The organism is Streptomyces malaysiense (assembly GCF_000980885.2).
GTDB lineage: Bacteria > Actinomycetota > Actinomycetes > Streptomycetales > Streptomycetaceae > Streptomyces > Streptomyces malaysiense.
The window spans coordinates 156,169-174,694 of sequence record NZ_LBDA02000019.1 but is presented as its reverse complement, the minus strand read 5'-3'; the positions used below and the strand labels follow the sequence as shown (position 1 = coordinate 174,694).

Below are 18,526 nucleotides of genomic sequence, written 5' to 3'. Positions count from 1 at the left end.
GCATGGACGTGATGCCCCTGCTGTTGCTGGTCGCGGGCAGTGCCGCGGTCGCCGGGGCCGCCCGGCGCACCCCGGTGCCCGCGCCGCTGCTGCTGGTCGCGGTGGGCCTGGTGGTGTCGTACGTGCCCGGCATCCCCGACTACACGCTCGAACCCGATGTCGTCCTGCCCCTGGTGCTGCCCCCGCTGCTCTACAAGGAGGGCACCGAGAGCTCCTACCTGGACCTGCGGGCCCAGATGCGCCCCGTGGGACTGCTGTCCGTCGGGTACGTGCTCTTCGCGACCTTCGCCGTCGGCTGGGCCGCCTATCTCGTCGTACCGGGGCTGCCGCTGCCCGCCGCGCTGGTGCTCGGCGCGGTCGTGGCGCCCACGGACGCGGTCGCGGCCGCCGCGATCGCCCGCCGGGTCGGGCTGCCGTCCCGGATCACCACGATCCTCCAGGGCGAGTCCCTGCTGAACGACGCCACCGCGATCACCACCTACAAGGTGGCGCTCGCCGCCGCCGTCGGCGCGGGCTCCACCTGGGCGGGCGGCATCGAGGAGTTCCTGCGCGCGGCGGTCGGCGGCGTGCTCGTCGGCCTGGTGCTGATGGTGCCGATCCACTGGCTGCGCACCCGGCTGACCGAGGCGCTGCTCCAGAACACCCTCTCGCTGCTGATCCCGTTCGTCGCCTACGGGGTCGCCGAGCAGCTGCACGCCTCCGGAGTGCTCGCGGTCGTCGTGGTCGCCGTCTACCTCGGGCACCGTGCCTGGGAGGTCGACTTCGCCACCCGGCTCCAGGAGGAGGCCGTGTGGAAGATGGTCGCCTTCGTGCTGGAGTCGGCCGTGTTCGCGCTCATCGGCCTCCAGCTGCCGCCCATCCTCAAGGGCCTCACGGCGTACCACGGGGCCGACGCGGCCTGGTACGCGGTCGCCGTCTTCCTGGTCGTCGTGCTGGCGCGGTTCGTCTGGACGTTCCCGGCGACCTTCCTGCCGCGCGTGCTGTTCCGGCGCATCCGGGAACGCGAGGAGGACCCCACCTGGCGGGCGCCGGTCGTGGTCTCCTGGGCGGCGATGCGGGGCGTGGTGTCCCTGGCCATCGCCTTCTCCGTCCCGGAGACGGTGCCCGGCGGCGCGCCCTTCCCGCAGCGCAACCTGATCCTCTTCCTGACCTTCACCACGGTCATCGGCACCCTGGTCGTGCAGGGCCTCACCCTCGCGCCGCTGATCCGCCTGATGAAGTTCCCCGGCCGCGACCGCCAGGCCGAGACCCTGGCCGAGGCCAACGCCCAGGCGCAGGCGTCCCTGGCCGCCGAACGCCGCCTGGAGGAACTCCTCGCCGACGAGCGCAACGCCCTGCCGCCGCCGCTCGCCGACCGCCTCCACGACGTCCTGGAGCGCCGCCGCAACGCCGTCTGGGAGCGCCTCGGCCAGGCCAACCCGATCACCGGCGAGTCCGTGGACGACACCTACCGCCGGCTCTCCCGCGCCATGATCAGCGCCGAGCGCGAGGTCTTCGTACGGCTGCGCGACCGCCGCTACATCGACGACGAGATGCTGCGCGCCCTGCTGCGGCACCTGGACCTGGAGGAGGCGGCGGCGTACCGGGAGGCGGCGTAGCGCACAGGCGTCGTGGCGCGCCGGCTTCTAGGGCTCGGGGAAGGGCCGGCCGGTGACGACGGCCGCGAGCGTGGTGCCGCGCGGGAAGGCGCCCTCCTCGGCGAGGACGACAAGCCCGTAGAGCAACTTGGCGACATAGAGACGTTCCACGGGCACCCCGTGCCGCTCCTCGAAGTCCTCCGCGAACGCGTCGAGTTCGGGGGTGGTCCGCGCGTATCCGCCGAAGTGGAAGCGGTCGTCCAGCGACCAGTCGCCCCTGCGGCCGCCGAAGGCACGTTCCTGCAATGCCTCCACGTCGGCGGTGAGGAAGCCGCCCCTGAGGACCGGCACGCCGAGCGCGCGTTGGCCGTTCGCCAGCCCGGCCGCGAGCCCGGCGAGCGTTCCGCCGGTACCGCAGGCGACCGCGACGACGTCGGCGTGCCCGCGCAGTTCCGTGCCGAGCGCCGCGCAGCCGCGCACCGCCGCCGCGTTGCTGCCGCCCTCCGGCACGACGTACGCCCCCTCGGCGCCGGCCGCGCGCAGGATCGCCGCCAGTGTCCCCGGCTCGGCCTTGCGCCGGTAGGTCGACCTGTCGACGAAGCGCAGCCGCATCCCGTCGGCCGCACACCGGGCGAGGGACGGGTTGAGCGGCCGGTCGGCCAGCTCCTGGCCGCGCACCACACCGGTGGTGGCGAGCCCGAGCAGCCGCCCGGCGGCCGCGGTGGCGCGCAGATGGTTGGAGTAGGCCCCGCCGAAGGTGACCAGCGGCCGCCCGTCCGCCGCGGCGACGTTCGGCGCGAGCTTGCGCCACTTGTTGCCGATCAGCTCGGGGTGGATCAGGTCGTCCCGCTTGAGCACCAGCCGTATCCGGTGCCGGTCGAACCGCTCGTCCCGGAGCTCCCGGAGGGGCGAGGGGAGGCGGGGGGCGAGGGGATCGCTGCTGCTCACGGAGTCATTGTCGCCGACCCCGCGGACCCGCACCCGATCGTCGCCCCCCGTTTACGTGGTCCTCCTTTCTGCCCACTAGTGCGATGATCCATTCCCCCTCTTTCGGGTAATGGCGTGGCGACCGTGCGTGATGGGACGCTCGACGCGAGACCGGCCCGTTGCGACCGGTGCATTACATGGGAGGGCATTTCCACATGTCGGTAGGCGAAGAGCTCCGCACGGATCAGGGCAAGCCGCAGCAGTCCCTCGGGACCGCGGCAGCGCGGAACCTGGCCACCACCACCAAGTCCGTTCCGCAGATGCAGGAGATCAGCTCCCGCTGGCTGCTGCGCACGCTCCCCTGGGTCGACGTCCAGGGCGGCACGTACCGGGTGAACCGCCGGCTGACGTACGCCGTCGGCGACGGCCGCATCACCTTCGTCAAGACCGGGGGACAGGTCGAGGTCATCCCCGCCGAACTCGGCGAACTCCCGGCCCTGCGGTCGTACGAGGACGAGGAGGTGCTGGCCGAGCTGGCCCGGCGCTGCCGCCAGCGCGACTTCGCCCCCGGCGAGGTGATCGCCGACTTCGGCAACCGCAACGACGGGGTCCACCTGCTGGCCCACGGCCGCGTCGAGAAGATCGGCACCGGCCCCTACGGCGACGACTCGGTCCTCGGCGTCCTCGCCGACGGCTCCTACTTCGGCGACCAGGCGCTGGTCGACCCGGACGCCATCTGGGAGTACACGGTCCGCGCGGACACCGCGAGCACCGTGCTCATCCTCAGCCGCCAGGACTTCGAGCAGATCGCCGAGCGCTCCGAGTCCCTGCGCGACCACCTGGCCCAGCTGCGCTCGATCCCGGAGCAGCGCACCAACAAGTACGGTGAGAAGACCGTCGACCTGGCCGCGGGCCACTCCGGCGAGCCCGACATCCCGCACACCTTCGTCGACTACGAGGCCCGGCCCCGCGAGTACGAGCTGAGCATCGCCCAGACCGTGCTGCGCGTCCACTCCCGCGTCGCCGACCTCTACAACCAGCCGATGAACCAGACCGAGCAGCAGCTGCGGCTCACGGTCGAGGCGCTGAAGGAGCGCCAGGAGCACGAGCTGATCAACAACCCGGAGTTCGGTCTGCTCAGCAACTGCGAGTACGACCAGCGGATCCAGCCGCACGACGGCGTGCCCAGCCCGGACGACATGGACGAACTGCTCAGTCGCCGCCGCGGGACCAAGCTGTTCCTCGCCCACCCGCGCGCGATCGCCGCGTTCGGCCGCGAGCTGAACAAGCGGGGGCTGGTGCCGGAGACCATCGACATGGGCGGCAACCGCATCCCCACCTGGCGCGGGGTGCCCCTCTTCCCCTGCGGCAAGATCCCGATCAGCGAGGCCCGCACCACCTCGATCATCGCGATGCGCACCGGCGAGGACGAGCAGGGCGTCATCGGCCTGCGGCAGTCGGGCATCCCGGACGAGATCGAGCCGAGCCTGTCCGTCCGCTTCATGGGTATCAACGAGCAGGCGGTCATCAAGTACCTGGTCACGGCCTACTACTCGGCCGCCGTCCTGGTGCCCGACGCGCTCGGTGTGCTGGAGAACGTCGAAATCGGCCGCTGGAGGTGACGTTTCCGCACGTCGCGGCCGTGTCCCCGGCCACCCGGACGGGTACACCCTCGGGGTACGCGTCCGGCCGGGCAGGATCCGCCGATGCCCGCGGACCTGGCGAGGGGGAGACATGGCCGAGTCCATGACGGAGACCGAACAACGTCTCTCCGGTGCGCCGTACCCCGGCGCACCGGAGAGACGGCGGGGGACCGGTGACACCGGCCCCGGCCCGTACGACGGGCAGGAGGCCCCGGCGCTGCTGGAGCGGAGCCGGGCCCTGGCCGACCCGGCGATGCGTGCCGCCGTCGAGTCGCTGCCCGGCTCCATGCGCCGGATCGCGCGCTACCACTTCGGCTGGGAGCACGTGGACGGCAGCCCGGCCGCGGGCCACGCGGGCAAGGCGATCCGCCCGGCCCTGGTGCTCGCCGCGGCCACCGCGCTCGGCGGTACGGCGGCTCGGAAGGCCGCCGTACCGGCCGCGGCGGCGGTGGAACTGGTCCACAACTTCACACTGCTGCACGACGACGTGATGGACCGGGACCCCACCCGCAGGCACCGGCCCACGGCCTGGACCGTGTTCGGGGACGCCGACGCGATCCTCGCCGGGGACGCGCTGCAGGCGCTCGCGCTGCGTCTGCTGGCCGAGGATCCGCACCCGGCCGCGGCTTCGGCCGCCGCCCGGCTCGCGGACTGCGTGATGGAGCTGTGCGCCGGTCAGCACTCCGACACCGACCTGGAGCACCGCGCCCCGGACGAGGTCACGCTGGACGAGGCGCTCGCCATGGCCGAGGCGAAGACGGGGGCCCTGCTCGGCTGCGCCTGCGCCCTCGGCGCGCTGTACGCGGGCGCGGGGCCCGAGGAGGTGGCCGCGCTGGACGGCTTCGGCCGTCAGGCGGGGCTCGCCTTCCAGCTGATCGACGACGTCATCGGCATATGGGGTGAGCCGCTGCGCACCGGCAAACCGGCCGGTGCCGATCTCGCGGCCCGCAAGAAGTCCCTGCCGGTGGTGGCGGCGCTGGTCTCCGGCACCCCGGCGGCGGCCGAACTCGCCGCGCTGTACGCGAAGCCGTACGTCACCGGGGACAGCGAGGGCACGGCCCGGACGGCGCTGGCCGTGGAGCGGGCGGGCGGCCGGGACTGGGCGCAGGCGGAGGCGGCCGACCGGATGGCCCGCGCGGTGCAGGAACTGGCCCGAGCCATCCCGGACCCGGAGGCGGCGGGCGGGCTGCTCGCCCTCGCCGAGTTCGTGACCCGGCGCAGCAGCTGAGCGTCGCGGTCCACGCCGCCGGCCCCGCCGGCGGCCCCGAGGACCCGGGGTCCCCGGGCCCGTGCGGCTCCTGACCCCGCACGGTGTCCCGGGGGCTCCGGTCGGCGGGTCCCGTGAATCCCCACAGTTCACGGGGCCCGCCGTCTACCGTGAAGCCATGCCGAAACCGTCCAGCGTCGTCCACATCACCGAACGCTCCCTGTGGGAGGCGGCCCGCGAGCGGGGCACCTACGAGGTGTCCACCCGGGGCCGCACCCTCGACCAGGTGGGCTTCATCCACTTCTCCTCCCGCGAGCAACTCCCGTCCGTCGCCGCGTTCCTGTACGGCGCGTACGACGGCCCGGACGAACTGGTGGTCCTGGTGGTGGACCCGGCGCTGCTCGACGCGCCGTTGAAGTACGAACCGGTGAAGCCGGGCGGTGAGGAGTTCCCGCATCTCTACGGACCGCTGCCGGTGAGCGCCGTGGCGGCCGTGGAACCCTGGGGGTGAGGTCCCGGGGGCCGTGGGGCGGTCCAGGTGGGGAGTTCAGGCCGCCGGGCGCTGGAAGCAGCGCAGCAGATTGCCCGCCGGGTCGCGGAAGGCGCAGTCGCGGACGCCCCACGGCTGATCGGTCGGCTCCTGGAGGACATCGGCGCCGGACTCGCGCAGCCGCTCCCACAGCGCGTCGCAGTCGTCGGTGGTCAGGATGACCCCGCGCAGCATGCCCTTGGCGAGCAGTTCGGCCAGCGCCTGCCGGTCGGCCGGGGAGGCGTCCGGGTTGGCGCCCGGGGGCTCCAGCACGATCTCCACGTCCGGCTGGTGCGGGGAGCCGACGGTCACCCATCGCATCCCCTCGAAGCCCACGTCGTTGCGGACCTCCAGGCCGAGGATGTCGCGGTAGAAGGCGAGGGCCTTGTCGTGGTCGTCCACGGCGATGAAGCACTGCGCGAGTCGTACGTCCATGCGTTCACGCTAGGCCGGTCGGGACGCGGGCGCGCGCGGCTTCCGGGGAACGGCCGGGGAGGAGATCAGTAGGGGCGGCGGCGTGGCCGGGTGAAGGTGCGGGCCACGCAGGAGGGGATCACCGCGGCCGGTTCGTGCGAGGCGGCCCGGTAGGCGCTCGGCGTCCGGCCGACCAACTCGGTGAAGCGGGAACTGAAGGACCCCAGCGACGTACACCCCACGGCCAGGCACACCTCGGTCACCGTGAGGTCGCCCCGGCGCAGCAGCGCCTTGGCCCGCTCGATGCGGCGGGTCATGAGATAGCTGTACGGCGTCTCCCCGAACGCCCTGCGGAAGCTGCGCTGGAAATGCCCGGGGGACATCAGGGCGCCGCGCGCCAGCTCGCTCATGTCGAGCGGCTCCGCGTACTCCCGGTCCATCCGGTCCCGTACCCGGCGCAGCCGCCGCAGATCCTCCAGGCTCACGCCCACCAGCTTGGCACAGCCCGCCGGCGCCGGGGACGGGAACGTCCCGGCCCGCCTTCTCCACCCCGTCCGCGCCCCGGCGCTCCCGGGCGTCCGCTCCCAGTTCGCGCGGAATCGGCCGGGTCTTGGTTGGCTGGAGTCATGGACCACATCACGTTGCTCGTGGCGGTCGTCATCGTGACGGCGCTGGCGTTCGACTTCACGAACGGGTTCCATGACACCGCGAACGCGATGGCCACCTCCATCGCCACCGGCGCGCTCCGGCCCAGAATCGCGGTCCTGATCAGCGGTGTTCTCAATATCGCGGGCGCCTTCCTGTCCACCGAGGTGGCCCGGACGATCTCCGGAGGCATCGTGGACGACGCCCTGGTCACCCCAGCGATGATCTTCGCCGGGCTGGTCGGGGCGATCCTGTGGAACCTGGCGACCTGGCTCGCCGGGCTGCCCTCCAGTTCCTCGCACGCCCTCTTCGGCGGGCTGATCGGCGCGGTCTGGGTCGGCGCGGGGTCCAAGGGCGTACACTTCGACCAGGTGCTCGACAAGGTGCTGCTGCCCGCCGTCGTCTCCCCGGTGGTGGCCGGCGTGGCCGCCTGCGCCGCCACCTACCTCGCCTATCTGCTCTCCGCCCGCGCCCGCCAGGACCGGGTGACCAAGGGCTTCCGGCTCGGCCAGGTCGCCTCCGCGTCCCTGGTCTCCCTCGCGCACGGCACCAACGACGCGCAGAAGACCATGGGCGTGATCACGCTGACCCTGATCTCCGCGGGCGCGCTCGGCCATGACGCCGGGCCGCCGGTCTGGGTGGTCGGCTCCGCCGGCCTCGCGATCGGCCTCGGCACCTATCTGGGCGGCTGGCGGATCATCCGCACCATGGGCAAGGGCCTGACGGAGATCCAGTCGCCGCAGGGCTTCGCCGCCGAGACGGCGTCCACTGCGGTGATCCTCACCTCCGCCCATCTCGGCTTCGCCCTGTCCACCACCCAGGTCGCCTCCGGCAGCATCCTGGGCGCGGGACTCGGCCGCCGGCTCGCGGAGGTCCGCTGGGGCGTGGCCGGGCGGATGGCGCTGGCCTGGCTGATCACCCTGCCGTTCGCCGCGCTGGTCGGCGGTCTCGCGGCGAGCGTGGTCAAGCACGGCGGCAACGTGGGCACGGTGGTCGTCGCCCTGGTGGCGCTCGCGCTCGCCCTGGGCGTCGTCGCCGTCTCCCGCCGCAACCCGGTGCACGCCGACAACGTCAACGACCACCACGAGGTCACCATCCGCTCCCAGACCCCCACCGACGTCGGTTCGGCCGTCTGAACCCCGGGAGTCCGCCATGCACATCGACTGGTCCGCCCTCGTCCGGGTCGCCGCGGTCAGCCTCGGCGTCACCGTCGCCGTGGTCGTCGTCTTCACCCTCGGCGTCCTGGGCCTCTCCCGCGCCGCCGACCGGCGCGCGGGCCCCGCCACCGCCCTGGCCCGCGCGCAGGCGGGACTGTGCTTCCTGGCCTGCGCGGTGGTGGTGGGCTACGGCATCTACCTGATCGTGCCCCAGCTGCACTGACCCCCGCGAAAAAGGACCGCACCCGGCCCCCACGGACACCGTGATCGGAGTCCCGTGGGCCGGGTGCGGGCAAGTGGACCGAGCGACAGGAGGAAATCGCGGGTCGGGCGGCGTGACCGAGAGGTCAGGCCTTCTTGGTCTCCCAGAAGATCTTGTCGATCTGGGCGATGTAGTCGAGCGCCTTCTGGCCCGTCGCCGGGTCGGTGGACGCCTTGGCGGCCGAGAGGGCCTTCAGGGTGTCGTTGACCAGCTGGTGCAGCTCGGGGTACTTCTCGAAGTGCGGGGCCTTGAAGTAGTCGCTCCAGAGGACGGAGACGTGGTGCTTCGCGAGCTCCGCGCGCTGCTCCTTGATGATGGTGGCGCGGGCCTGGAAGTGGGGGTCGTCGTTGCCGGCCATCTTCTCCTGGACGGCCTTGACCGACTCCGCCTCGATGCGGGCCTGGGCCGGGTCGTACACGCCGCAGGGCAGGTCGCAGTGGGCGCTGACCTTGACCTTGGGGGCAAACAGGCGGGAAAGCATGGAGCATTCCTTCCTCGTGATCGTCTTCTCAGGTGCGACATTACTCCCTGACGGAGCTGTTTTCCTGAGTGCCCCCTAGGGCTTAGGACAAAAGTCCAGGGTCAGACTGGGACTGGTGGAGGAACGGACCGGGGAGGTGCCGGGAATGCCGGAGCTGTCGCAGGAGAGCGAGCGGGGCAGGCCGCCCGCGCCGTTCGGGCTGGCCGAGGTCACGGGGCCGTCCATGGTGCCCACGCTCCAGCACGGCGACCGGCTGCTGGTGCGCTACGGCGGCGCGGTCAGGCCCGGTGACATCGTCGTACTGCGCCATCCGTTCCAGCAGGACCTGCTGGTGGTCAAGCGTGCCGCGGAGCGGCGCGAGGGCGGCTGGTGGGTGCTCGGCGACAACCCGTACGCGGGCGGGGACAGCACCGACTACGGGGTGGTGCCGGAGGAACTGGTGCTGGGGAGGGCCTGGCTGCGGATGCGGCCGTTCAGGGCCGGTCAGCGTTCGCCGCTGGCCGTGCTGGGCTGGGCCGTCTCGGCCGTACGGCCGCTGCTCGGCGACCGGTCGGCCTCCAGGCGCTTGCGGGCCCGGTAGGCGGCCACGTTGGCACGGGTGGCGCAGCGGTCGGAACAGTAGCGCCGGGAGCGGTTGGTCGAGGTGTCCAGATAGGCGTTGCGGCAGGGCGTCGCCTGGCACAGGCCGAGCCGGTCCACGCCGTACTCGGTGAGGTGGAAGGCGAGGCCCATCGCCGCGATCGCGGCATAGCCGGCGGTGGCGTTGGAGGGGTGGTCGGCCAGGTGCATGTGCCACAGCGGGCGGTCGTCCTCGTCCCGGTGGTCGTGGCCGGAGATCTGGGGGCTGACCGGGAACTCCAGCAGCAGCGAGTTCAGCAGGTCCACCGCCAGCGTCTCGTCGCCCCCGTCGGCCGCCTCGAAGACCGAGCGCAGCCGGGCCCGGACCGAACGGAAGCGGGTCACATCGGCATCGGTGGCCCGGCGGGCCGCGGACGCGTTGACGCCGAAGAGGTCACGGATGGCCTCGACCGAGGTCAGGCAGTCCTTGCCCCTGGTCGGTTCCTCGGTGTTGACGAGTCGCACGGCGTAATCCGAGTAATAGGCCAGTTCCACTTGTAGTCCTTACGGGGGCGCTCTATCGTCGTACCAGCGGTCGGGTAACAGTCGATCGTGTATCCAGGGTATTACGCGAGCGAGGGAAGGGGCGGTCTCCATGACCACGAGTGCCGGAACCGACTGGGCGGCCTGGCAGAACAGCTGGGACCGGCAGCAGGAGTGGTACATGCCCGACCGCGAGGACCGCTTCCGGATCATGCTCGACATGGTCGAGGCCCTCGTCGGTACGACGCCCCGGGTACTCGACCTGGCCTGCGGCACCGGCAGCATCACCGCCCGGCTGTTGGCGCGGTTCCCCGGGGCCACCAGCACCGGCGTCGACCTCGACCCGGCCCTGCTCGCCATCGCGCGCGGCACCTTCGAGGGCGACGACCGGGTCTCCTTCGTGACCGCCGACCTCAAGGACCCCGACTGGGCGGCGCGGCTGCCGTACGCGTCGTACGACGCCGTACTGACCGCGACGGCCCTGCACTGGCTGCACAGCGAACCCCTCGCGGACCTCTATGGCCGGATCGCGGAACTCGTCCGCGCCGGCGGTGTGTTCATGAACGCGGACCACATGATCGATGACGGCACGCCCCGGATCAACGCGGCCGAGCGCGCCCAGCGGCACGCCCGCATGGATCAGGCCAAGCGGGACGGCGCCCTCGACTGGGCCGAGTGGTGGCAGGTCGCGGCGAAGGACCCGGTGCTCGCCGAGCCGACCGCCCGCCGCTTCGAGATCTACGGCGAGCACGCCGACGGCGACATGCCCTCCGCGGCCTGGCACGCGCGAACCCTGCGGGAGAAGGGCTTCACCGAGGCCAGGCCCGTGTGGTGCTCCCCGTCGGACAGCCTGGTCCTCGCCCTCAAGTAGGTCCTCGGACGGGCGGGGAACGGGGAAGGGGCGGTGCGCGCACCGCCCCTTCCCCATCAGCCCGCTCCGCGTCCGGTCACAGCACCTTCGACAGGAACGACTGGGTCCGCTCGTGCTGCGGATTCGTCAACACGTCCCGCGGATGGCCGGATTCGACCACGACACCGCCGTCCATGAACACCAGGCTGTCGCCCACCTCGCGGGCGAAACCCATCTCATGGGTGACGACGACCATCGTCATGCCGGACTCGGCGAGGTCGCGCATGACGTCCAGGACGTCGCCGACCAGCTCCGGGTCCAGGGCCGAGGTCGGCTCGTCGAACAGCATCAGCTTGGGGTCCATCGCGAGCGCCCGCGCGATCGCGACCCGCTGCTGCTGGCCGCCGGAGAGCTGCGAGGGGTAGTTGCCCGCCTTGTCGGCCAGGCCCACCCGCTCCAGGAGCTGGGCGGCACGCTCCCGCGCCTCGCCCTTGGCCAGGCCCTTGACCTGCACCGGCGCCTCCATGACGTTCTCCAGCGCCGTCATGTGCGGGAACAGGTTGAAGCGCTGGAAGACCATGCCGATGTCCCGGCGCTTCATGGCGACTTCGCTGTCCTTGAGCTCGTACAGCTTGCCGCCCTTCTGGCGGTAGCCGACCAGCTCGCCGTCGACGTACAGCCGCCCGGCGTTGATCTTCTCCAGGTGGTTGATGCACCGCAGGAAGGTGGACTTGCCCGAACCCGAGGGGCCGATGAGGCAGAACACCTCGCCGGGGCGCACCTCCAGGTCGATGCCCTTGAGCACCTCCACGTGCCCGAAGGATTTGTGGACGCCCTCCGCCCTGACCATCGGGGTGGTGCCCGCGGCCACGGAGTCCCGCTCGCTCAGCTTGTCGCTCATGCCATGACCTTCCTGCTGGAGAAGGTCGTCAGATGAGCCCTGACCTTCTGCCACGGGGTGGGCGGGAGGCTGCGGCTGGAACCGCGGGCGTAGTACCGCTCGATGTAGTACTGGCCCACGCTGAGCACCGAGGTCATGATCAGGTACCAGGCCGCGGCCAGGAAGTACATCTCCACCGGGGCACCGGAGTTCTGGCCGATGTCCTGGGCGTAGCGGAACAGCTCGGGATACTGGACGGCCGCCACGAGAGAGGTCGTCTTCAGCATGTTGATGACCTCGTTGCCGGTCGGCGGCACGATCACCCGCATCGCCTGCGGGATGACCACCCGGCGCAACGTCCTGCCGTGGCTCATGCCCAGCGCCTGGGCCGCCTCGGTCTGGCCCTCGTCCACGGCGAGCAGGCCCGCCCGGCAGATCTCGGCCATGTAGGCCGCCTCGTTCAGACCCAGGCCGAGCAGCGCCGTCAGCAACGGCGTCATGAAGTTCGACCAGTAGTCCTTGTAGAAGGGCATCAGGTTGATGTACTCGAAGACCAGGCCCAGGTTGAACCACAGGAACAGCTGGACCAGGACCGGGGTGCCGCGGAAGAACCAGATGTAGAACCACGCGATGGACGAGGTGACCGGGTTCTTCGAGAGCCGCATGACGGCCAGGAGGACGCCGCCGACGATGCCGATCAGCATCGACAGGACCGTCAGCAGGAGCGTCTTGCTGACACCGGTCATGATCCGGTGGTCGAAGAAGTACTCCGGCACCGCATGCCAGTTGATCTTGCCCTGGCTGAAGGCGTTGATGATCGCGACGAGGATCGCGATGGCGACGACGGCGGACACATAGCGCCCGTAGTGCCGCACCGGAATGGCCTTGATGGCTTCCGGGCGGGCCGGGGGAGTGCCCTGGTCCCCGGCCGTCTTCTCTGTGTCAGTCACGGATGTGCTGCCTCTCGGTGGCCGCTGGGAAAGCCGCGGGTCACTTGCCGCCGTTGATCACGGATTCCTTGACGGCGCCGTCCTGGGCGCCCCACTTCACGAGGATCTTCTGGTACTCGCCGTTCTTGATGATCGCGTCCATCGCGGCCTTGAGCGCGTCCCGCAGCTGGGTGGCCTCCTTGGAGACCGCGATGCCGTACGGCGCCGCCGAGACCTGGTCGCCCACGATCTGGAAGTCCTTGCCGCCGCCCGAGGTCTTCGCCGCGTACGCCGCGACCGGGAAGTCGGAGGAGGCCGCGTCCACGCCGCCCGAGCGCAGCCGGGTCTGGGACTGCTGGTCGTCGTCGAAGGGTTCGATGGAGAGCTTCTTGCCGGCCGGACACTTCTTGGCCTCGGCCTTGGCCAGGTCCTCCGAGACGGTGCTGCGCTCGACGGCGATCTTCTTGCCGCACAGGTCGGACCAGCCGGTGATCCCCTGGGTGTCGCCCTTGCGCGTGTAGATCGAGACGCCGGCGGTCAGGTAGTCGACGAAGTCGACGCCCTCGCCGACCTTCTTGCCGGTGTCCGGGTCGATGCCCTGCTGGCGGTCCTTGTTGTCGGTCATGGCCGACATGGCTATGTCGTAGCGGCCCGAGCGCAGGCCGGTGAGCAGGGCGTCGAAGGTGCCGTTCTGGAACGTGAAGGTCACCCCGAGCTGCTTGCCCAGCGCGGCGGCGAGGTCCGGGTCCAGGCCGACGGCCTTGCCGTTGGAGTCCTTGAACTCCACCGGGGCGTACGCGATGTCCGAGCCGACCAGGATCTTGCCCTTGCTGCGGATGGACTGCGGGAGCTTGCTCGCGAGCGGGGCGCCGGACGTGGCGCTGCCGGAGTCGTCGTTCTTGCCCTTCGTCTGGTCACCGCATCCGGTGAGCAGCAGGGCGCCTGCGACCGCGATCGCACCGACCGCAGCCAGCCGGGGGTGCGTGGCGGTCGAACGACGGGTGGAACGTGCGGTCATCGTGGATTCCTCCGGCGTATGCGAAGAGTTTGCCGCTGGGTAGACGAGAACACACACCATTGGGTGGCGCGACCTCGCGGGTTTACGGCATCTTGCCATTCGGACTACGCCATTCAGGGGCGCCGATATGTCAAAATCGGATAACGGGTGACCCCCGAACCCCATCAGGTCGGTACATCCTTGGTCTCTCGGTGCCATACCGCACCGGGCCACCTGCGCTAATCCCGTCCCACCGCCGGAAAACCTCCGGCAGATCCCGGCATGTGGACGGCTGGACATGCGGGTGTCGTACGACCGTGTCGTGCGCCGGCCGCTTCCGTCCGGGCCCGCCGAGTCCCCGGAGCCTCCGCGCCGCCGTCAGCGGTACGTCATCTCCGTGTGGCTATCTGGTTCCGAGATGTGACCTTGCACCTATTGGACTCGTCGTGGGCGCCGTCCGTCCGGTAAGAAGGTTCTTTACACCCCTCATCCGGGGCTCAGGGCGCGTGTGCGGCGCGCCCGTCGCGCATGACCCGTGCGTATCCGCAATCGGGCCCTGCGCGGTGCCCGCCCACCCCTCACCAGGAGTGGTCGACCCTCAAACCATGCATACCTAAGGGGTAGAACAAGTGGCAGCGGAGATCGTCAATCCTCGCAGCGACATCGGTACGGACCAGGACGGCGGGGCCGAGCCCCTCGATTCCTTCGATCCGGTGTTCGCTCTGCACCGTGGCGGCAAGATGGCTGTGCAAGCCACCGTGCCGGTCCGCGACAAGGACGACCTTTCCCTCGCGTACACGCCCGGCGTCGCGCGCGTGTGCACCGCGATCGCGGAACAGCCGGAGCTGGTCAACGACTACACATGGAAGTCCTCCGTCGTCGCCGTCGTCACCGACGGCACGGCGGTGCTAGGACTCGGGGACATCGGTCCCCAGGCGTCCCTCCCCGTGATGGAGGGCAAAGCGATCCTGTTCAAGCAGTTCGGCGGGGTCGACGCGGTGCCGATCGCGCTCGACTGCACCGACGTGGACGAGATCGTGGAGACCGTCGTCCGGCTCGCTCCCTCCTTCGGCGGAGTCAATCTGGAGGACATCTCGGCGCCCCGGTGCTTCGAGATCGAGCGCCGCCTCCAGGAGCGCCTGGACATCCCGGTCTTCCACGACGACCAGCACGGCACGGCCGTGGTGACGCTGGCGGCGCTGCGCAACGCGGCGCGGCTCAGCGGCCGGGAGATCGGGCAGCTGCGCGCCGTGATCTCGGGTGCCGGCGCGGCCGGTGTCGCCATCGCCAAGATGCTGGTCGAGGCCGGCATCGGCGATGTGGCGGTGGCGGACCGCAAGGGCGTCGTCTCCGCGGACCGCGAGGACCTGACCCCGGTCAAGCGCGATCTGGCCGGCTACACCAACAAGGCCGGCATCAGCGGCACGCTGGCGGACGCGCTCAAGGGCGCGGACGTCTTCATCGGCGTCTCCGGCGGTACGGTCGCCGAGGAGGCCGTGGCCGGTATGGCCAAGGGCGCCTTCGTGTTCGCGATGGCCAACCCGAACCCCGAGGTGCACCCCGAGGTCGCGCACAAGTACGCGGCGGTCGTGGCCACCGGGCGTTCGGACTTCCCGAACCAGATCAACAACGTGCTGGCCTTCCCCGGGATCTTCGCGGGCGCGCTCCAGGTGCGGGCCACCCGGATCACCGAGGGCATGAAGATCGCGGCGGCGGAGGCGCTGGCCGCGGTGGTCGGTGACGATCTCGCGGCGGACTACGTGATCCCGTCGCCGTTCGACGAGCGGGTCGCTCCGGCGGTCACCGCGGCGGTGGCCGCGGCGGCGCGGGCCGAGGGCGTCGCCCGCCGCTGACGTCTGCCGATGGCCCCGCCCGTGTTCCGTGTGCCGGGCGGGGCCGTCCCCTTTCCGCCCGCCGGGAGCGGGTGCCGAGGGGGCGTGCGGAGGACCGCGCCGCCCGGGTGCCCGGGTGCAAGAGGGTATGTGTCACAGGGCGCCCAGGTTCCGTCCGCCGCCCGGGGGACCTATCGTCGGCAGCATGTTCGCCGTCTACGCCGCCCGAATCGACCGCGACCAGCCGCTCCAGGGCCTTGAGTTGGGGGAGCGTCCGGCTCCCGAGGCCCGTCCCGGCTGGAGCACCATCGATGTGCGCGCCGCCTCCCTCAACCACCACGACCTCTGGTCCCTGCGGGGCGTCGGCCTCCCGGCGGACCGGCTGCCGATGATCCTCGGCTGCGACGCCGCCGGGGTCGACGCGGACGGCAACGAGGTCGTCCTGCACTCCGTCATCGGCCAGACCGGCCACGGCGTCGGCCCGAAGGAACCGCGCTCCATCCTGACCGAGCGCTACCAGGGCACCTTCGCCGAACAGGTCGCCGTGCCGACCTTCAACGTGCTGCCCAAGCCCAAGGAACTGTCCTTCGCCGAGGCCGCGTGTCTGCCCACCGCGTGGCTGACGGCCTACCGGATGCTGTTCACCAACGCGGGGGTACGACCCGGGGACTCGGTCCTGGTGCAGGGCGCGGGCGGCGGGGTCGCCACGGCCGCGATCGTGCTCGGCAGGGCGGCGGGCCTGCGGATGTTCGCCACCAGCCGGGACGAGGCCAAGCGGAAGCGAGCCCTGGAGCTGGGCGCCGTGGAGGCCGTGGAGAGCGGGGCGCGGCTGCCGCAGCGGGTGGACGCGGTCATCGAGACCGTGGGCGCCGCGACCTGGTCCCACTCGGTGAAGTCGCTGCGCCCCGGCGGGACGATCGTCATCTCCGGCGCGACCAGCGGCGACCGGCCCTCGCACGCCGAGCTGACCCGGATCTTCTTCCTCGAGCTGAAGGTCGTCGGCTCCACCATGGGCACCAAGGAGGAGCTGGAGGACCTGCTCTCCTTCTGCGCCACGACCGGCGTACGGCCCGTCATCGACGAGGTGCTCCCGATGGACCGGGCCCGCGAGGGCTTCGAGCGGATGGCGTCCGGCGAGCAGTTCGGGAAGATCGTACTGACGACGTCCTGACCTCGTCGGTGGTGCGCGGGCGGGTCCGGGTCGCCGGGCCCGCCCTTTCCGCTATCCCTTCGGCGGGCGCAGGGCCGCGCTGATCTCCGCCGCCGCACGCGACAGGTGCTCCCGGGCCGTCCGGAGCTGATCCGGGGTCACGCCGTGGTCGCGGGACAGGTCGCGGATGTCGTCGCGGAAGCGGTCCAGGAGACGGTCGAGGTCGCGCGCGGGGTTGTCGGTGGGGGGTTCGTGCGTCCAGGAGGGGACGTACTCGGCGGGGAAGTCCGTCGTGGTGTAGGCCGGGTTCGGGGCCGGGCGGGGACTGGTCCAGTCCTTGCCCAGGTCGCCCAGTTCCCGGGCCAGTTCGGTCAGGCCCTCGCGGACGCCCGAGGGCCAGTCACCGCGTGCGAAGTGGTCCTGGACGCGACGGGCGACGCGCTGCATCTCCTCCTGCGCCTGGGCGCGGGCGCGGGCCTGGGCCTCCTGAGCCTGATGGCGGGCGCGCTGGGCCTCCTCGCGGGCCCGGCGGCTCTCGTCCTTGGCGCGGCGGGCCTGCTCCTTCCACTCCTGCCTGACCCGGCGCATCTCCTCCTTGGCGGCGCGCCAGGCGTCCTTGTCGGCCGCGGAGTCCCCGGCACCCCCTGCGTCGCCACCCCCGCGGGCCTCGGACGCGGCGGCGCGCATCTCACGGCGCAGATCCCCTGCCGCGCCCCGCACATCGGCCTTGATCTCGGCCGCCAGTTCCGCCACCGACTCGCGGATCTCCAGTTCCAGGTCGGCCAACTCGCCGCCGCGATCCGCCAGTTCGGCGCGGCCCGCGTCCGTGATGGCGTACACCTTGCGGCCCCCCTCGGAGGTGTGGGTGACCAGGCCCTCGGCCTCCAGCTTGGCCAGTCGGGGGTAGACGGTGCCCGCCGAGGGGGCGTACAGCCCCTGGAAACGCTCCTCCAGGAGGCGGATCACCTCGTAGCCGTGGCGCGGGGCCTCGTCCAGCAGCTTGAGCAGGTACAGGCGCAGGCGTCCGTGAGCGAAGACGGGGGGCATGTCAGAGCACCTTCTTGTCGGTCGGGCCGTCGGTCGGGCCGTCGGTCGGGTCGACGGTGGTGCCGTCGGTCGCGCCGTCCGGCGCCTGATCGGGGCGCCGGAGCAGGGCGATCCCGCCGGAGACCGTGGTCGCCCGGAGCCGTCCCGTGCCCGCGCCCAGCCGGCCGGTCATCTTGTGGGCGCCCCACTGGCCGTGCACCCGCAGTCCCTCGAAGGCGTTGGAGATCCGGCCGCTCGCCGTGTTGGCCTCCACCTCCGCGTCCGCCGGATGCGGCAGCCGGATGGCTATCTCGCCCGAGACGCTGGTGAGGTGGACGTCCGTCGGCCCCTCCGGGTCCAGGTCCACGATCATCGAGCCGCTGACCGATTCCGCCCGCACGGCGGGGCCCGAGCCCTCGATCACGGTCAGGTCGCCGGAGACCGAGGCGAAGCGCAGCTCCCCGGTGACGGCCTGCGCCTCCAGGTTGCCCGACACGGTGTTCGCCCGGACCGGTCCGGAGAGGCCGACCAGGGTGGTGTCGCCGGTGACGCCCCGGACCACCGCCGGGCCCCGGATTCCGGAGATCACCGCGCCGGCGCCGACCGTGCCCACCTCCACCTTGGCGTCCGCCGGGACCGCCAGCGAGACGACCGCGCTGCGGCGCCAGCCCGTGCGGTCCAGGAGCTTGGTGAAGCCCTGCCAGGTCAGGTCCTCGTACCCGACCGTCAGGACGCCGTCCTCGTGCGTCACCAGCAGGGGTGGGCCCGCTATGTCCGAGACCTCCAGGCGGGCGGGACCCTCCTCGGTCCCCACCACGTTCACCGTGCCGCCCGCGATGCGTACCTGGAGGGTGCGCACCGGGCTGTCGAACGTCAGTTTCCGTGGCTCGGCGACGGACCACTCGGACATGGGGGACCT

The 18,526-nt window shown here is 71.6% G+C and carries 20 protein-coding genes; 10 read left to right on the top strand and 10 right to left on the bottom strand.

Translation table 11 applies throughout. The features are described 5' to 3' along the window. The first annotated feature begins 2 nt into the window (after positions 1–2). Positions 3–1,598, top strand: a complete 1,596-nt coding sequence (locus tag VT52_RS10590; RefSeq protein WP_046418436.1) for a Na+/H+ antiporter — start codon at positions 3–5, stop codon at positions 1,596–1,598. Between the two features lie 27 nt (positions 1,599–1,625). On the opposite strand, the gene VT52_RS10585 is transcribed toward VT52_RS10590, so the two are convergent. Next, entirely contained in the window at positions 1,626–2,525 is a 900-nt protein-coding gene (locus VT52_RS10585) for a 1-aminocyclopropane-1-carboxylate deaminase/D-cysteine desulfhydrase (protein ID WP_046418618.1), read from the bottom strand. 194 nt (positions 2,526–2,719) lie between these two features. Here VT52_RS10585 and VT52_RS10580 point away from each other — a divergent pair, with 194 nt between their 5' ends. From VT52_RS10580 to VT52_RS10570, 3 genes are all read left to right on the top strand, one after another. Further along, entirely contained in the window at positions 2,720–4,126 is a 1,407-nt protein-coding gene (locus tag VT52_RS10580) for a family 2B encapsulin nanocompartment shell protein (protein WP_046418438.1), read from the top strand. Positions 4,127–4,238: 112 nt separating this feature from the next. Next, the gene (locus VT52_RS10575) at positions 4,239–5,375 is read left to right on the top strand and encodes a family 2 encapsulin nanocompartment cargo protein polyprenyl transferase (protein WP_046418441.1); all 1,137 of its coding nucleotides are present in this window, start codon (positions 4,239–4,241) and stop codon (positions 5,373–5,375) included. 157 nt (positions 5,376–5,532) lie between these two features. Next, the gene (locus VT52_RS10570; RefSeq protein WP_046418443.1) at positions 5,533–5,865 is read left to right on the top strand and encodes a DUF952 domain-containing protein; all 333 of its coding nucleotides are present in this window, start codon (positions 5,533–5,535) and stop codon (positions 5,863–5,865) included. A gap of 36 nt (positions 5,866–5,901) precedes the next feature. On the opposite strand, the gene VT52_RS10565 is transcribed toward VT52_RS10570, so the two are convergent. Both VT52_RS10565 and VT52_RS10560 read right to left on the bottom strand, forming a co-directional pair. Next, positions 5,902–6,318 carry a VOC family protein gene (locus tag VT52_RS10565; protein ID WP_046418444.1) on the bottom strand — a complete coding sequence of 139 codons (417 nt, stop codon included), beginning with the start codon at positions 6,316–6,318 and terminating at the stop codon, positions 5,902–5,904. Positions 6,319–6,383: 65 nt separating this feature from the next. Then, entirely contained in the window at positions 6,384–6,782 is a 399-nt protein-coding gene (locus VT52_RS10560; protein ID WP_046418621.1) for a helix-turn-helix transcriptional regulator, read from the bottom strand. A gap of 141 nt (positions 6,783–6,923) precedes the next feature. Between VT52_RS10560 and VT52_RS10555 the strand changes: the two genes are divergently transcribed. Next, positions 6,924–8,078, top strand: coding sequence for an inorganic phosphate transporter (locus VT52_RS10555; protein WP_046418447.1), 1,155 nt, complete (start codon positions 6,924–6,926; stop codon positions 8,076–8,078). A gap of 16 nt (positions 8,079–8,094) precedes the next feature. Next, positions 8,095–8,322, top strand: coding sequence for a hypothetical protein (locus VT52_RS10550; protein ID WP_046418449.1), 228 nt, complete (start codon positions 8,095–8,097; stop codon positions 8,320–8,322). Between the two features lie 124 nt (positions 8,323–8,446). Here the strand turns inward: VT52_RS10550 and sodN are convergent, their stop codons facing one another. Then, positions 8,447–8,842: a superoxide dismutase, Ni gene (gene sodN / locus VT52_RS10545; RefSeq protein ID WP_046418451.1), complete on the bottom strand. Its 396-nt coding sequence runs from the start codon at positions 8,840–8,842 to the stop codon at positions 8,447–8,449. Positions 8,843–8,987: 145 nt separating this feature from the next. On the opposite strand from sodN, the gene sodX reads away from it, so the two are divergent. After that, a complete protein-coding gene (sodX, locus tag VT52_RS10540) occupies positions 8,988–9,422 on the top strand; it encodes a nickel-type superoxide dismutase maturation protease (RefSeq protein ID WP_046418454.1) in 435 nt (144 codons plus the stop codon). Here the strand turns inward: sodX and VT52_RS10535 are convergent. Beyond that, on the bottom strand, positions 9,326–9,955 hold the full coding sequence (locus tag VT52_RS10535) for a CGNR zinc finger domain-containing protein (protein WP_046418456.1): 630 nt from the start codon (positions 9,953–9,955) through the stop codon (positions 9,326–9,328). The two genes, sodX and VT52_RS10535, sit on opposite strands and share 97 nt — an antisense overlap. A gap of 100 nt (positions 9,956–10,055) precedes the next feature. Between VT52_RS10535 and VT52_RS10530 the strand changes: the two genes are divergently transcribed. Beyond that, complete coding sequence (locus VT52_RS10530) at positions 10,056–10,814, top strand: class I SAM-dependent methyltransferase (protein WP_046418459.1); 759 nt, start codon at positions 10,056–10,058, stop codon at positions 10,812–10,814. A gap of 76 nt (positions 10,815–10,890) precedes the next feature. Here the strand turns inward: VT52_RS10530 and VT52_RS10525 are convergent, their stop codons facing one another. Genes VT52_RS10525 through VT52_RS10515 form a run of 3 tightly spaced genes read right to left on the bottom strand, consistent with a single transcriptional unit; the run spans position 10,891 to position 13,620 of the window. Further along, on the bottom strand, positions 10,891–11,643 hold the full coding sequence (locus VT52_RS10525; protein ID WP_046418624.1) for an amino acid ABC transporter ATP-binding protein: 753 nt from the start codon (positions 11,641–11,643) through the stop codon (positions 10,891–10,893). 47 nt (positions 11,644–11,690) lie between these two features. Further along, the gene (locus tag VT52_RS10520) at positions 11,691–12,623 is read right to left on the bottom strand and encodes an amino acid ABC transporter permease (protein WP_046418461.1); all 933 of its coding nucleotides are present in this window, start codon (positions 12,621–12,623) and stop codon (positions 11,691–11,693) included. Between the two features lie 40 nt (positions 12,624–12,663). Then, complete coding sequence (locus tag VT52_RS10515) at positions 12,664–13,620, bottom strand: ABC transporter substrate-binding protein (RefSeq protein ID WP_046418467.1); 957 nt, start codon at positions 13,618–13,620, stop codon at positions 12,664–12,666. Between the two features lie 608 nt (positions 13,621–14,228). On the opposite strand from VT52_RS10515, the gene VT52_RS10510 reads away from it, so the two are divergent. Beyond that, the gene (locus VT52_RS10510) at positions 14,229–15,452 is read left to right on the top strand and encodes an NAD(P)-dependent malic enzyme (RefSeq protein WP_046418468.1); all 1,224 of its coding nucleotides are present in this window, start codon (positions 14,229–14,231) and stop codon (positions 15,450–15,452) included. 184 nt (positions 15,453–15,636) lie between these two features. Then, a complete protein-coding gene (locus VT52_RS10505) occupies positions 15,637–16,602 on the top strand; it encodes a zinc-binding dehydrogenase (RefSeq protein ID WP_046418470.1) in 966 nt (321 codons plus the stop codon). Between the two features lie 51 nt (positions 16,603–16,653). Here VT52_RS10505 and VT52_RS10500 read toward each other — a convergent pair whose 3' ends face one another. Both VT52_RS10500 and VT52_RS10495 read right to left on the bottom strand, forming a co-directional pair. Next, positions 16,654–17,628, bottom strand: coding sequence for a PadR family transcriptional regulator (locus VT52_RS10500; RefSeq protein ID WP_046418471.1), 975 nt, complete (start codon positions 17,626–17,628; stop codon positions 16,654–16,656). Position 17,629: 1 nt separating this feature from the next. Next, the gene (locus VT52_RS10495; RefSeq protein ID WP_046418473.1) at positions 17,630–18,517 is read right to left on the bottom strand and encodes a DUF4097 family beta strand repeat-containing protein; all 888 of its coding nucleotides are present in this window, start codon (positions 18,515–18,517) and stop codon (positions 17,630–17,632) included. Positions 18,518–18,526 lie beyond the last annotated feature (9 nt).

Coding starts and splice junctions, on each gene's coding strand:
- VT52_RS10590 (WP_046418436.1), top strand. CDS start 3: ATGGACGTGATGCCCCTGCTGTTGCTGGTCGCGGGCAGTGCCGCGGTC.
- VT52_RS10580 (WP_046418438.1), top strand. CDS start 2,720: ATGTCGGTAGGCGAAGAGCTCCGCACGGATCAGGGCAAGCCGCAGCAG.
- VT52_RS10575 (WP_046418441.1), top strand. CDS start 4,239: ATGGCCGAGTCCATGACGGAGACCGAACAACGTCTCTCCGGTGCGCCG.
- VT52_RS10570 (WP_046418443.1), top strand. CDS start 5,533: ATGCCGAAACCGTCCAGCGTCGTCCACATCACCGAACGCTCCCTGTGG.
- VT52_RS10565 (WP_046418444.1), bottom strand. CDS start 6,318: ATGGACGTACGACTCGCGCAGTGCTTCATCGCCGTGGACGACCACGAC.
- VT52_RS10555 (WP_046418447.1), top strand. CDS start 6,924: ATGGACCACATCACGTTGCTCGTGGCGGTCGTCATCGTGACGGCGCTG.
- VT52_RS10550 (WP_046418449.1), top strand. CDS start 8,095: ATGCACATCGACTGGTCCGCCCTCGTCCGGGTCGCCGCGGTCAGCCTC.
- sodN (WP_046418451.1), bottom strand. CDS start 8,842: ATGCTTTCCCGCCTGTTTGCCCCCAAGGTCAAGGTCAGCGCCCACTGC.
- sodX (WP_046418454.1), top strand. CDS start 8,988: ATGCCGGAGCTGTCGCAGGAGAGCGAGCGGGGCAGGCCGCCCGCGCCG.
- VT52_RS10530 (WP_046418459.1), top strand. CDS start 10,056: ATGACCACGAGTGCCGGAACCGACTGGGCGGCCTGGCAGAACAGCTGG.
- VT52_RS10525 (WP_046418624.1), bottom strand. CDS start 11,643: ATGGTCAGGGCGGAGGGCGTCCACAAATCCTTCGGGCACGTGGAGGTG.
- VT52_RS10515 (WP_046418467.1), bottom strand. CDS start 13,620: ATGACCGCACGTTCCACCCGTCGTTCGACCGCCACGCACCCCCGGCTG.
- VT52_RS10505 (WP_046418470.1), top strand. CDS start 15,637: ATGTTCGCCGTCTACGCCGCCCGAATCGACCGCGACCAGCCGCTCCAG.
- VT52_RS10500 (WP_046418471.1), bottom strand. CDS start 17,628: ATGCCCCCCGTCTTCGCTCACGGACGCCTGCGCCTGTACCTGCTCAAG.
- VT52_RS10495 (WP_046418473.1), bottom strand. CDS start 18,517: ATGTCCGAGTGGTCCGTCGCCGAGCCACGGAAACTGACGTTCGACAGC.